Genomic DNA, 13,680 nt, shown 5'->3' on the forward strand with positions numbered 1-13,680 from the left:
TCTTCGATATGCGGCTGACTAATAGCGGCAGGAAATAAGTCCGTTATATCTGATATATTTATTGGCGTGAAGGTATACAAAAGAGGTTCAGGAAGCATAAATGGTAGTAGTGGTCAATGGACAGATTCGGTTTATCGGAGTAATATGTGATTCCAAAGCGAGTATGATAGCGCTGTATTGAAAATGATGGTGGTGATGCAGGTGGGAAATGAAGCATCTCTCATTCCGGTCTACAACGGCCGGGACCTTGGTTTGACCTATACGAAGGATGATTGTCTTTTTAACATATGGGCTCCCACGGCGGAGCATGTCACTCTGGCTTTGTATGAAGATGCAGGTGAATATGATGAGCATGGAAATGTGACGGATCATAGCGGTGGCCGCGAGTTTCCGCTGACCCGGAATGAATATGGCGTGTGGTCGTTGAAGCTGCAGGGGGATTGGAACGGCTATTTTTATATGTACCTCGTCACTTTGCCGGGCAGAGAGCCACATTATGCTGCTGATCCATACAGCATCGCCGTTTCCGCTAACGGACAGCGGTCCGCCATTGTCGATCTGGCTGAGACCGACCCCGCAGGCTGGGAAAATGACGTTCGGCCCCACCATGGGGAACCGCTGGATGCTGTCATATATGAGCTGCATGTGCGGGATTTTTCCTCCGATCCGGAAGCTCCCTATGGGGGCGGGCGCGGAGGCTTTCGGGCCTTCCTGCAAACCGGGCTGAAGGACACGCAGGGCAACAGCATCGGCATTGATCATTTGCAGGAGCTGGGTGTTACGCATGTGCATTTGATGCCGGTGCCGGATTACAAGACGGTGAATGAGCTGGCCGTGGCTGCGGGGGACCGCTCAGTCTATAATTGGGGTTATGATCCGCAGCATTACAACGTGCCTGAAGGCTCTTATGCCAGCGATCCCGCGGACCCGGCCGCAAGAATCCGCGAATTCAAGCAGGTGGTACAGACACTTCATGCCGCAGGCATCGGCGTCATTATGGATGTGGTGTACAATCATACATTTTCTGTTGATGACGGGCCATTTGAACCGATTGTTCCCGGTTATTTTTACCGCACCGACGAGCAGGGCAGGCTGACGAACGGTTCGGGGGTAGGCAACGAGCTGGCAACCGAGCGGCCGATGGTCCGCAAGTTTATCAAGGATTCGCTGCGGTTTTGGGCCGAGGAGTATCATGTGGATGGCTTCCGTTTTGACCTGCTCGGTCTGATCGATACGCCTACAGTTGAGGAGTTCACGAAAGAGCTGCGCAGCGAGGTATTTCCTGGCATGATGATTTACGGGGAGCCCTGGACCGGCGGAGATTCGCCTCTGCAACACAAAACGCTTAAAGGAGCGCAGCGCGGCAAAGGCTTTGCTGTGTTCAACGATAATTTCCGCAATGCGATTAAAGGTGACAGCGACGGCTGGGGCACTGGCTTTGCCACCGGCGCCTGGGGCAAGGAAGATGATGTGGTGCAGGGTATCCGCGGGGCTATTTACGATTTTACCGAGGTGCCTTCTGAAACGATCAACTATGTGACTGCCCACGATAATCTGAATTTGTGGGATAAAATCATTACAACCCGTCATATGCGTCATGCCTGTTCTTTTCCCGAGTGGAACCAGGGGATGCCAGCAGACGGGCGGAGTGCGGCAGAGGCGGTGGAATCCGCGGATCCATACCACCGGGTTAATGGGGATGATTTGCTGAAGGAAGAGTCGGTGCGCCGCTCTCTGCTGGCCAACAGCATGGTCCTCACCTCCCAGGGCATTCCGTTTATCCATGCTGGCGATGAATTGCTGCGCTCCAAGTATGGGGATCATAACAGCTACCGCAGCGGAGATGAAGTCAATGCGATCCGCTGGGGCAATAAAGCCCGCTTTTTGCCGGTGTTCCGCTATTACCAAGGGCTGATTGCGCTGCGGCGCAGCCATCCCGCTTTCCGTATGAGGACCCGGGAGCAGGTGGAACGGCATCTCGAAATTTTACGCGCCTCCGATCATGTGGTCGCTTTTCGGCTGCATGGATATGCCAACGGGGACGATTGGAGAAATATAGTGGTGATTTATAACGGGTCAGACCGGGATGAAACGATGTTTTTGCCTGACGATTCGGAACGGTGGCATATTGTCGTTAATGATTGCCAGGCAGGCGCGGAAACACTTTCCATCGCGGAGGGCGATAGGGTAACAATCCCCCGTTGGTCCATGATGGTGCTGCATGATGATGCGGATGATGCGCTTTCCGATGAGGGTGGAAATACGGGCAGCAAAATGCCGGGAGCGGGAGAGCAAACCGGGCATTTCCGTACAGTCGAGATGTACTATCAGCGTACGGATGGACAGTATGAAGGGTGGAATGTCTGGGTTTGGGGAACCGGCGTACAGGATGGGCATGTACCGCTCACGATGATCGGGGAGGGACTGGCTGTAGCTCGTATCCGGGTAGCTCCGCATGTGCGAAAAATCGGGTATATTTTCAGATTGAACCAGTGGGAGGACAAGGATATCGATATGGACCGCTATCTGGAGCTTGGTGGCGGGAACGAGACGGTCCAGGTCATCATTCGCAGCGGAACGGTGACGGTACAGGCGGTATGACAGGGTGCGGAACAGTGAAGACGCTTTTGTCTCTTTCAGGAGAGAAAGCGTCTTTTTTTGCATAAAATGTGTCAATGATCCGTAAAATGGTTAAGGTATATTTATGGGCTTCTTTTGCTTGCAGTCTTGCCGCTGTGGCAGTCGGCCCGAATATAAGGCACAGCCACTTGTGAAGAGAACCTGGGGAGGTTATGTACTATGGCTAACGGCAATAAAAGCAATCAACTGACGGCGGAGCCGAGAACGGAGACGAAGGGCTCGGAACTGCGCAAGCTGAGATTGAATGGCCGTATTCCAGCGGTCGTGTATGGCTCCGATATGGAGGGGACTCCGGTAAGTGTGGATGCCAAGGAATTCAAGAAATTGATCCGGACGGGACGTACGGAAATGCTGGATCTGGTATTGGAAGGCGGTCGCAAGGTGCCGGTGCTGATTAAGGATTATCAGGAGCGTGACGGCAAATGGCTGCATGCTGATTTTCTGAAGGTTTCCAAAAACAAACCGATCCGTGTTCGTGTGGCTATCGACTATCAGGGCACTGCGGCGGGCACCAAGACAGGCGGCATGCTGCAGGTGCAGGCAATAGAGCTTGAGATCGAGGCGCTGCCAGATGATCTGCCATCTGTGATCGAGGCCGACATTTCAGGCATGGAAGTCGGGGACAAGCTGACAGCGGGAGACATTAAGCTGCCTGACAAAGTAGAGCTGATTTCCTCTGCAGAAGAACTGCTTGCTTCCATCGTGATTCCGCGTGGGGTTGAAGCAGAGGGTGAGACGGCTGAGAAGGCAGAGGATGTGTCTGCAGGAGATGCAGCAGCAGAAGACGAATCGTAAAAGTGAACAGAATATACAGGTTGTTGGCCTGAGCAATGATGCCCTTGAGCTGTTTGGCTCTGGGGTATCTTTTTTTCGGAGGAAGTACGTCCGGTATGATCTGTTTGCTTAATAAGGTACAAGCACTATAATAAATAAGCGTGGATAGACTTATCTGCGTTGCAAATGCTGAAGAGGAGATATGGACTCATGATACACAAAGCCACTTTTGCCGGCGGATGTTTCTGGTGTATGGTCACTCCGTTTGAGGAGCTGCCCGGCATTCACGGCATCGTATCCGGATATATGGGCGGGACGACAGAGAACCCGGTCTATGAAGAAGTTAAGAAAGGCACGACAGGGCATTATGAGGTGGTGCAAATCACGTTTGATCCGGAGCTGTTCCCGTACGAGAAGCTGCTGGAGCTGTACTGGGTGCAGGTCGATCCGACGGACCCGGACGGCCAGTTCCATGACAGGGGGCCGCAGTACCGGACGGCTATTTTCTATCATCATGAGCAGCAGCGGGAAGCGGCCGAACGCTCCAGACAGGAACTGGCGGCCAGCGGCAGATTTGACAAGCCGATTGTCACGGAAATTTTGCCGGCGGTTGTATTCTATCCTGCCGAAGATTACCACCAGGATTACCATAAGAAGAATACGAAGCATTACAAGGAAGACCGCGAAAAATCGGGACGGGACGAGCATATTCAGAAGCATTGGCAGGCTTAAGCTTGGACTGTCCGCCAGAGATCGTCAGCAATGCTAAAGGCAGACCTGTAGGGCTGCTTATTATTTGACGAAAATTCATTTTAAGCACGTGGGCTCCTTATCTAAATTTATATCATGCTAGGACTCAGCATCCGTGCCTGTGAATATGAGCTGGACCGTCTGACCGGCTTGGAAGCACAGAGTGAGGCTGTTCAGCGTCTGGAAGCGGATTGATAGTCTCAAAACGTATAACTGATAGGTAGAAGGATGCGCATGTCAGCACTAATCGGGAGGAGGAACCTATGAACTCACCATCATGGATGCAGCACATTATGACGTCCCCGGATGAGCTCAGGGAGCTTGTCGGGATTCCGAGTGATCGCGTACAGCATAAGGTTGTATCTGTCATAGAGGAGCATACTCGGGGATATCTGCAGCAATCTCCGCTCTTTTTCCTCGCTACTAGCAGCGCCGGCGGAAGCTGTGATGCCTCTCCGCGCGGAGACGGACCCGGCTTTGTCAAGGTGCTGGATGAGCGCAGGCTGGTTTTCCCCGAGCGTCCGGGGAACAAGCGGGTGGATTCGCTGCTGAATATTATTGAGAATCCGCAGGTCGGCATGATCTTTCTGATCCCCGGTCTGGATGAAGTGCTGCGGATTAACGGAAAAGCATGGATTACGAGAGATCCGGAGCTGCTTGAGCAGATGCAGTGGGAAGGCAAAACAACAGGAATGTGCGTCGTTGTCGAAGTGGAGGAATGCTTCTTGCATTGTCCGCGTGCATTCATGCAGTCGAAAATATGGAATCCGGACACTTGGCCAGAGAGAGAAAATCTTCCGTCCATCATGGAAATGTTCCGCGCGCATGTGGAGCTGAACAAAAACGCACGTAAGGCGGACTGAAGTCTAATATCTTTAAAAAGGCAGTCGGGCGGAATGGGGAACACTCCGCTCGGCTGCCTTTGTTTTTACTGCTGCCGTTTATAGAAGCTGATCGTGCCAGTGCCTTCATCGGCGCTGATGAACGTATCGCTTGTGTTCACATAGTGGATTCCCTCCGGTGATTCGCCGGCCGTTGGAATCAGTCCAAGCAAGGCTGGAGCCTCTGGATTCGACAGATCGAAAAACAGAATGGCGTCCGCACGCTCGGAGGCAACAGCCGCAATATCACGTCCATTCACCTTCGCGATCGTCAGATTTTCCACCTCACTGCCCTTCTTCTCACTGCGTCCATCCGGATACAAACCGACCCGGGCCGCAGCCTTGTCAATCATATCGGCGCTGTCGTAGATTTTATCGCCTTCAAGGCTCCACACCGCGATATTGCGTCCGCCGGCCTTCACGCCGTCTTTGAATTCATTCCCGCCAAGGTCCCCTTCATTCGCTGTAAGAAGATAGCGTCCGTCCGTGGTAAAGGCGATGCCGTCCGGCTCATAGCGGGCCGTAATTTCGTCTGTAAACGATACCCGGCCGTCATCCTTCGCATCCGCAGCATGGGTGGTCGTGCCGAGGGCGAATATCCGCACAAGCTTCCGCGTCTTCAGATCGACAACCGCAATGACGTTATTCTCTTGCAGAGTTACCGCCGCGGTTGTGCTGTCCGGACTGATAGCCACATATTCCGGCTGCGGCTCATGTGGATAGATGGCTCCTTCAACGCCGCTCAAATCTACTGGCACCTGAACCAGCTCACCTGCCAGCACGTTGCCCTTCGGGAAGTGAAGCACGGCGATGCTGCCCGGGCGCTTGTTGGCCGTATAATCAAATTCCTCTGTCTTTGGATCAAGTTCTTCGTCCTCAATCGCAATCACGGCATAGTTGCCGTCGCGGGAGATGGCGATGGAGTCCGGGCCGATGCCGGTCTCGTATACCTTGGCAATTTCGTAGGTATCCAAATTGATGATGGCAGCCATCCCCGGATTCGGATCATTGAAGTTGTCACCGGTGCGGATAACGGCGATAGCATGCTTGCCGTCAGGCATAACCGCGACGCTGGTGACTTCCGCCTTGTCGGAGAGGCTGTGGAAGCTGATATTTTTTATTTCACTAACCTGGTCTGTATAGGTGATATCCAGAACGCTTACACTGCCCTTATCCGCCTCGGTCACGAGCAGGCGGCTGCCATCCGGAGTGGAAGCGGCGATCTCGGCCTTGCCGCTCGGCATCTGAAACGAACCGGCAAGCTTATAGCCGGTCCCGTTTTGTGCGGCGATCACGCGGTCACGCAGCTGCTCGGCAGCTTGATCAGAAATGTATAGCTTGCCGTGTTCTATATATGGCGCCTGATCGAGTGTAACTTCTTCACCATCCAGAACGGCCTTCGCCGATCCGGTCCGGAAAACAGCGGTCGTATCGCCAAGGCTGACATTTACGCTTTTATCCCGGGTATCCCATTTCAAAGTCCCCTGCATGTTCGATACCATGTCACGGACTGCTTTGCCTTCAGCCTCGGCGGCATGCGCAGCCGGCAGGGCGGCAGCGGTATGTACGGCAATGGAAGCTGCCGCCATGGTGAACAGCCATTTGTTCGTCTTTTTCAAGTCATATTCCCCTTTTTAGTCAATATTTTGGGCGGGCTTTGACAGAAAACGCTGTCCGCTCTTTGTTTGTAAAAATTATATTTTCTTTATGTTAAGGCAGACTGGGATGTACGTAAAATTTGTCCGAGTTATGTAAAAAATGCGGTGGAGCACTGTTGCTCACAGTACCATAGCCGCAAAGTTCAATAAATCACCCTCTCCTTAAAAATGATAGTTGACGGGATGAGCATTTATTTTTATAATGGGAATAATTTGAATAGCGGAACCTATCGGAAGCACCGATCATCTCCTTTGGGAGAATGGTCGGTGCTTTTTTGTTTTCCGTTCCGGCAAAGGAGAGAAGATATGTCCAGATTACGTGTGCGGCACAGGCAATTGGTGCTGGCTTGTGCGGTGGGTGCGGTCGTCATGCTGATCGTATGCCTGACCATCGGTGTGCTGCTGTTCAGAAGTTTTGAGACAGATTATTCGCAGGAAACAGCGGAGCTGGAGCAGGAACTTGCGGATACGAAGCAAATTTTGCAGCAGGAGATGAGGCAGGTCCCTGTAGTTGTAAGTGATCACAAAGCCGGGGATGCGCTCGCGGAGACGGATATTGCTCTTGTAAATATCCCTGTGGCGTCCGTGCCTGAAAATGTGATGAACAGAGAGGACATCGTCGGCAAATACACCAGGATTGACCTTCCCAAAAATACGGCGGTCACGGGATCCATGCTGTTTGAGAATGGGGTCACCCCGGATGATTTGCGGAATCAGGAATTCAGGCTCATTCAACTGCCTGCCAAGCTGGGGCCGGATCATTATGTCGATGTCCGGATCAAATTCCCGACCGGTGAAGACTACATCGTCCTGTCCAAGAAGAAAGTAAAGGATCTGTCAGGGGGACTGATTTCCTACGAGATGGATGAGCAGGAGATTCTGATGATGTCCAGCGCCATTGTGGATGCCTATATCAATGAGGCAACGATCTACGCGTTGAGCTACGTCGATCCTTATATGCAGGACAAGGCCATCGTAACCTATCCACCTAAGGACGAGGTCAAGAAGCTGATTCAGTCCGATCCGAACATTGTAAAGGTGGCGACAGAGCAGCTTGAATCGCGGAAAAGAAACGTCCTGGAAATGAATCTGGCGGCCATGTCCGAGGCAGAGCGTGGCAGATACAGTACTGGCGCAACAGGCGCAGGAGGTAACAATGAAAATGCCTCAGCTTCAAATATGCTGACAGACAGCAGCAGTTCAGGCTACGCTTCACAGCTGCCTCCCGTCAAAGATGGGCTGCCTGTAGAAAATAACGACTATGCTGAACGCCAGCATACGACGGCTTCCAATTCCCCCACCCCTCCGACAAACGGGAATCCACAAAACCCGAAGCTGTTGGAGGAAACGGAGGGAACCGCTGCGGCAAGCGACGATGACATCTACGGACAGGTGCCCGGGGGCAGTGTTCAACCTTAAGGAGGTGCAGGTTTGCAAAACATTATGTTTTTAGGCGCTTGTGATAAGGGAGGGCTGCTGCTCTGGCTAGGCAAAATTATGGCGTCTGCCGGCAAAAAGGTGCTGATTATCGACGGCACCGTGCTGCAGAAGTATCAGTTTGCAGTTCCGGAGCTGTCTGGGGACGGTTTGAAGGGAGGCAGCAGAGTCATTGAATTTGATGGTTTTGATGTGGCGTCAGGCTTCGAACACAGCTTTAAAAACGGAGCAGCCATTCATGAGTCGCTGGAGAGCTTTTTCCAAAGAAACAACGAGCAGTACACAAGCTATGATTTTGTGCTCATGGATATCGATCATACGGATACGCTGGAAGCCTCGTTGCTGACGGCATGGGGAGGCATCAGCAGCTATGCGTTAGTCACCAACAGCGAGCGGTATACGATTCAGCGTAATGCTGAGCTGCTGCGGAAGCTTCTGCAGGAGCAACAGGGGGATGACCTGCAAATAGTTCGCATCAGGTACATGGCGGCAGAAAGCCCGGTTAGTGAAGCTTTTATGGAGACTGCTGCAGGCCATCTGAACACCGTATTTCCTGACGAGCAGGATGTGGAATTTTATTACGATGAAATGGACTACATAGCAGGTGTGCGCATGCAGTATGAGAACAGGCTGAAGCTGAAAGGACTATCCAGAAGCACAAAAAAGACGCTGCTCAGCATTCTTGCGGCTGTAACTGATGTGGAGAGAAACGCATTGCGGCTGGCCTTGAAGGCGGCAGAAAGGGGAAGGTAAGACATGTCGATCATTACATTTTGGAGCCCGAATCACGGGCGGGGGAATACGGCGAACTGTGCCGCGGCCGGGGCCATGATTGGACTGGATTATGATATCCGGACACTGATCGCCCGGACCCAATTCGGGAATTCGAGTCTGGAGGACGCTTTTCTCAAATCCAAGGAACTGCAAATCAAAAATTTCGTGACCTCGGCAGCGACCGGCATGGATGCGCTCGAGCGGCTGTTTAAAACGAAGCGGCTGAGCGCGTCCGGCATCAGCAACCATACCTTATCGCTTGAACCTGGACGGCTGGATCTTTTGACAGGCACCAGCAAGCCGGATGAATCCGGCCATGAAGGGATTGAGCATGTTATGGCCGCCATATTTGATGAGGCAAGGCGATATTATCAGACCATCATGTTGGATATTGAAAGCGGCGGGGTAAATAAGACAACAAATCAGCTTATTCAAAGCTCGGACCTTGTCGTAGTTAATCTGAGCCAGGATCTGAACTCGCTGGAGCGTTATGCCAGTCAGGAGCAGTGGCCGTCCGGACTGCAGGAGAAGAACAAAATGATTTTGCTTGGACAGTATGATCCCCATTCCAAATATAACGCGACGAATATCAGGCGGAAATTCGGGATCAAGGATCCGCTCTTTGTCATTCCGTACTGCTCGGATTACCGGGATGCTTTCAATGATAAGGATGTGCTCGGCTGGTTCCGGCGTGCCCGTAATGCCGGGCGGAGGCATGAGAGCTATCCTTTCTTTCAGGAGGTCAGGAAGGCTGCCAAGGAGATGCTGTCTCAGATCGGGGTCAATACAGAGATCAAGCGAATCGAGAGGGGAGTATCCTGATGCTTGTCATTTGGAATGGCATCGGTATTGGAATCCTGCTGACCGCTCTTCTGTCATACCTGATTTACAAGCTGAGGCATCCGCAGGCTGTACGGAAAGAAAAGAAAACGCCGGAGGACACGGAGCGGTACAGCATCAAGCAGATGACCCAGTATATTAAAGACAAATTCAATGAAATGACAGGTGCGAATCTGTATGACCTGGCTCTGGACCTTGAGGATTTCAACCGCCAAAAGCATATGCGCACCGAGCTGAAGGCTGCGCTCAAGGGCTGCAACAGCGGTGACTTGTACGACAAAATGTATGTCAAGGATCTGATTTATGATCTGCTGATCAGGGATTATGGCATGAATGAGCGCAATGCAGACTATGTCCTGCCCTTTGAAGAGCCGGACAGGCTTAGCGCCAGGGACAAATTCGATATTTTAATACAGCTGTACAAGAAAAAGCATCATTACAAGGCGCTTCCCCGGATGATTGAAGAATACCGGCTGGACGAGCTTAAATCCGTGATTGAAGAAGGGCAGACGGAATCCTACATCATCACAGAGGATGAGATAAGCAAAATTTACCGCGAAAAGTGCACAGGCTTGCTGTCTTTCGAGGATAAGATGCAGGTCATTGTGCAGCGGATTTATCAGAGCTTCAAAGGATTTGGCGTCATAGACGAGATCCGGTATATGGAAATCGACGGTGTATCGGGCGGAGTATCCGGCATTCCTGCCTCCATGCAGGCTATTGAGGATGAAGAGCAGATGCTGCAGGTGATGAAAGCCAGCTCGGGGCATGATAACACCCATTCGGTATGGATTATGTACCGGGGTAAAACGATGCATTTGTCCTTCCTGTCCTTTGGCAGCGAACTGGAGCTGAAACGGATTTGTCAAACGATCTACAAATGGAACAATCCGGGTCAGCTGACGGAGCAGAACGGCTTTATCGTCAACGATATGAAGGACAATTCGCGGATTGTTGTGATGCGTCCCCCGTTTGCGGAGTCATGGGTGTTTTTCAACCGGAAATTCAATCTCACATACACCGAGCTGGAGCATTTCCTGAATCCAAGGGACCGGGAATACACATTCGGAAACACTGAACTGCCCATTCGTCTGATCCCGTTCCTTATGAAAGGAGCCAGAGTGACTACGGTCACAGGGGATCAGGGAACAGGTAAATCAACGCTGATGATGGCCATGACACGTTATGTAGCCGGGTATTTAACGCTTCGGGTACAGGAAATGGCCTTTGAGCTGCACTTAAGGAATCTGTTTCCGCAGCGGAACGTCGTATCCATTCGGGAAACGGCGGATATCACTGGCCAAAAAGGGATGGATATTCAGAAAAAAACGGATGGAGCGGTCAACATTATCGGCGAGGCCGCGACCGCGGAGCAGGTTGCCTGGTTTCTGCAGGCCGGTACCGTTGCCAGCTTGTTCACCATTTTGTCGCACCATGCGAAGACGTTCCGCGATCTCGTATTTTCCCTGCGGAATTCAACGCTGCAGACCGGACTGTTCCGTAATGAATCCATTGCCGAGCAGCAGGTGGTCAGCGTACTGGATTTTGACATCCATCTGTTCAAGGATGCGGAAGGGCGCAGATATATCGAACGGATTACGGAATGTGTGCCCTTGCTGGATCAGCACACCTATCCTGAAGATCCCGGGCAGGCAGCCATCGAGTTTTATAGACGCATGACGGATCGCAAAACGTTCGAAGGCAAAGATATCGTCGTATTCCAGGATGGCGCGTATATCGCCAAGCATCCGATTTCGGAGCGGCAGCAGGCGGAAATGATACGGCACATGAATGCCAGGGACCGGGCGGAATTTGCGGAGCTGCTTGCAGCCTACTGGAAGGTGCCCGCATGAACAACTGGCTGCTTACCGGCTTTTTCTTCGGTATGTTTCTACTGTTTATGATCGCCTTTGCCTTGATCGCCTTCGTAAAAAACGCGGAAGGAAGAAGGAAGAGCGATGTTTTTGAGAGACTGTTCGGGAAGAGAGCGAGCCGTCATCGCCTGAATCTGCTTTATCAGAAATCCTATGTTCAGTTTCAGCGATTGCCTTTGCTGCGAAAATACATCTGGAAGATCCGCAAGCGGCTGGAGGTGCTGGATTCCTTCGATGAGTACGCGATTCGCCGGCAGACGATGCATATTGCTTTTATTACATTAAGCTCGACGGCGATTCTGGTGCTGCTGTTTTGTCTGATCAGCCGCGATGTGTTCACCATTTTCTTTATTCTTTTTGGCGCTGTCGTTCTGAACGGAGTGATGATCACCACGTTTGTGAACCGTGTGGAGGACCGGATGTTGAAGCAGTCCATCACACTGTTTGAGGATACGAGGCATCAATTTCAGCGGACCCGGAATGTGGAAGAGGCGATCTATGAAGCGAGCCTTACTGCCCCTCATGAGGCGGCCCGGCATGGCGAGCGAATTTATGAAATTTTGACCGCAGATGATCAGCACAAGGCCTTGGACATTTACTACGAGGTTGCGCCCAACAAGTACTATAAGATGTTTACCGGCTTTTCCTTTCTCGTATCTGAATTCGGGGACCGGATTGTCAGAAATTCGTCCATGTACCTCAGTGCGATCGCCAAGCTGATCCAGGACGTGAACTATGAAATTTTACGAAGAGAGCGGCTGAACTATTTGCTTAAAGGATTATCGACGATTGCCGTGCTTTCGGTGCTGTTTGTAAAACCGATTGAGCTGTGGGCGAAAACCTACTTTCCTGTCATGAGCGATTTTTATTCGAGCAAGCTCGGGTTCTTTATCAAGGTCTTTTTCTTCCTTGTCGTGCTATTGTGTTACGAGCTGATCAAGAAGCTGCTGGCAAATGACGAGGCCAGGTACGTAGCCAAGAGCGAGCGTTTGCTTTGGGAGAAGCTCTTGTACACGAAAATCCCCTTGCTGCGCTGGATAGTAGACCGCTTTGTACCTGCGCCGCACAAAAAGGCTCATTTTCAGCTCATGGTATTGATCAAGGAAGCCAACTCTTATCTCACACTGGAGTGGCTGTACGTACAGCGCCTGTTGCTTAGCGGGATTATTTTGATAGGCACTGTCTTCATGTTTTTCTATATGCACTCGCTATCTATCCAGCATGTACTGCATGATCCTTTGCGGGGGACGGGAATTTTCGGGAAGCTTGGTCCGGATGAGCTGGTGGTTGCACAAAAGAATACCGATTTTGACCGCTCCGTGCTTGTCATGCTGAGAGAAACGGCAGAGGTATCGCCATCATCGCTGATCCCCTTGGTAAGCACGTTAACAGAGACCAGTAGCAATGATGCAACGATGATATTTACGGCCAACCGGATCTATCAAAAATATGTGGACATTCAGAATGAGTACTTCAAGTGGTGGGAGCTGCTGGTTTGCCTGCTGCTCGCTTGTGCAGCCTTTCATATACCTCTCTGGCTGCTGTATTTCCAGAAAAAGATTCGTTATATGGAGATGCAGGATGAGGTGGATCAGTTCCATACGATTATATCCATTCTGGCCCAGTTTGAAAGAATGGATGTCGAAACGGTGCTTGAGTGGATGGAGAGATACAGCGTTATTTTTAAGGACCCGATTAAAAACTGCCTGAACAACTACAGCAGCGGACAGGAGGAAGCACTGGAAATACTGGGTGAGGAAGTGGCTTTTGAGCCTTTTGTCAGGGTTGTTGAAAAGCTGAGGTTATCGGTGGAAAAGATTCCGCTGCTGCAGGCCTTTGACGATCTGGAATTGACGAAGGAGTATTACGCCGAAAAGCGTAAAGAACACTTCAGCAGACTGATTGAGCGAAAAGCGTTCTGGGGCAGAATCTTTGGATTGGCGCCCTCCATGTACTTAATCTTTCTTTATTTGGTGGTCCCGATGATTTACTTGAGCATGACACAGGCCGGGGCGTCTTTTGAGCAAATACGGAATGTGCAGTGAGTTGATA

At 51.4% G+C, this 13,680-nt stretch carries 10 protein-coding genes; 9 read left to right on the plus strand and 1 reads right to left on the minus strand.

Annotation, left to right across the window (positions count from 1 at the left end):
• Nucleotides 1-195: 195 nt before the first annotated feature.
• The 4 genes from pulA (at nucleotide 196) to ACE5LO_RS17675 (ending at nucleotide 5,027) form a co-directional block, all read left to right on the plus strand.
• Nucleotides 196-2,601: a type I pullulanase gene (pulA, locus tag ACE5LO_RS17660; RefSeq protein WP_375521352.1), complete on the plus strand. Its 2,406-nt coding sequence runs from the start codon at nucleotides 196-198 to the stop codon at nucleotides 2,599-2,601.
• Nucleotides 2,602-2,799: 198 nt separating this feature from the next.
• Nucleotides 2,800-3,435, plus strand: a complete 636-nt coding sequence (locus ACE5LO_RS17665) for a 50S ribosomal protein L25 (RefSeq protein WP_375521327.1) — start codon at nucleotides 2,800-2,802, stop codon at nucleotides 3,433-3,435.
• A 192-nt stretch (nucleotides 3,436-3,627) separates the two neighbouring features.
• Nucleotides 3,628-4,146 carry a peptide-methionine (S)-S-oxide reductase MsrA gene (msrA, locus tag ACE5LO_RS17670; RefSeq protein WP_375521353.1) on the plus strand — a complete coding sequence of 173 codons (519 nt, stop codon included), beginning with the start codon at nucleotides 3,628-3,630 and terminating at the stop codon, nucleotides 4,144-4,146.
• A gap of 281 nt (nucleotides 4,147-4,427) precedes the next feature.
• On the plus strand, nucleotides 4,428-5,027 hold the full coding sequence (locus ACE5LO_RS17675) for an MSMEG_1061 family FMN-dependent PPOX-type flavoprotein (RefSeq protein WP_375521328.1): 600 nt from the start codon (nucleotides 4,428-4,430) through the stop codon (nucleotides 5,025-5,027).
• A gap of 65 nt (nucleotides 5,028-5,092) precedes the next feature.
• Here ACE5LO_RS17675 and ACE5LO_RS17680 read toward each other — a convergent pair whose 3' ends face one another.
• Nucleotides 5,093-6,664 carry a choice-of-anchor I domain-containing protein gene (locus ACE5LO_RS17680; protein WP_375521329.1) on the minus strand — a complete coding sequence of 524 codons (1,572 nt, stop codon included), beginning with the start codon at nucleotides 6,662-6,664 and terminating at the stop codon, nucleotides 5,093-5,095.
• Between the two features lie 345 nt (nucleotides 6,665-7,009).
• Between ACE5LO_RS17680 and ACE5LO_RS17685 the strand changes: the two genes are divergently transcribed.
• Genes ACE5LO_RS17685 through ACE5LO_RS17705 form a run of 5 tightly spaced genes read left to right on the plus strand, consistent with a single transcriptional unit; the run spans nucleotide 7,010 to nucleotide 13,673 of the window.
• Nucleotides 7,010-8,122 (plus strand): SAF domain-containing protein, encoded by a 1,113-nt coding sequence (locus ACE5LO_RS17685; RefSeq protein ID WP_375521330.1) that lies wholly within the window; start codon nucleotides 7,010-7,012, stop codon nucleotides 8,120-8,122.
• Nucleotides 8,123-8,134: 12 nt separating this feature from the next.
• Nucleotides 8,135-8,893, plus strand: a complete 759-nt coding sequence (locus tag ACE5LO_RS17690; RefSeq protein WP_375521331.1) for a hypothetical protein — start codon at nucleotides 8,135-8,137, stop codon at nucleotides 8,891-8,893.
• Between the two features lie 3 nt (nucleotides 8,894-8,896).
• Nucleotides 8,897-9,736: a hypothetical protein gene (locus tag ACE5LO_RS17695; protein WP_375521332.1), complete on the plus strand. Its 840-nt coding sequence runs from the start codon at nucleotides 8,897-8,899 to the stop codon at nucleotides 9,734-9,736.
• Nucleotides 9,736-11,607 (plus strand): P-loop NTPase family protein, encoded by a 1,872-nt coding sequence (locus ACE5LO_RS17700; RefSeq protein ID WP_375521333.1) that lies wholly within the window; start codon nucleotides 9,736-9,738, stop codon nucleotides 11,605-11,607. Before ACE5LO_RS17695 ends, ACE5LO_RS17700 begins: the two co-directional genes overlap by 1 nt.
• A complete protein-coding gene (locus ACE5LO_RS17705; RefSeq protein ID WP_375521334.1) occupies nucleotides 11,604-13,673 on the plus strand; it encodes a hypothetical protein in 2,070 nt (689 codons plus the stop codon). The genes ACE5LO_RS17700 and ACE5LO_RS17705 overlap by 4 nt, the downstream gene beginning before the upstream one ends.
• The last annotated feature ends 7 nt before the right edge of the window (nucleotides 13,674-13,680 follow it).

Source organism: Paenibacillus medicaginis (assembly GCF_042138635.1).
Lineage (GTDB): Bacteria > Bacillota > Bacilli > Paenibacillales > Paenibacillaceae > Paenibacillus > Paenibacillus medicaginis.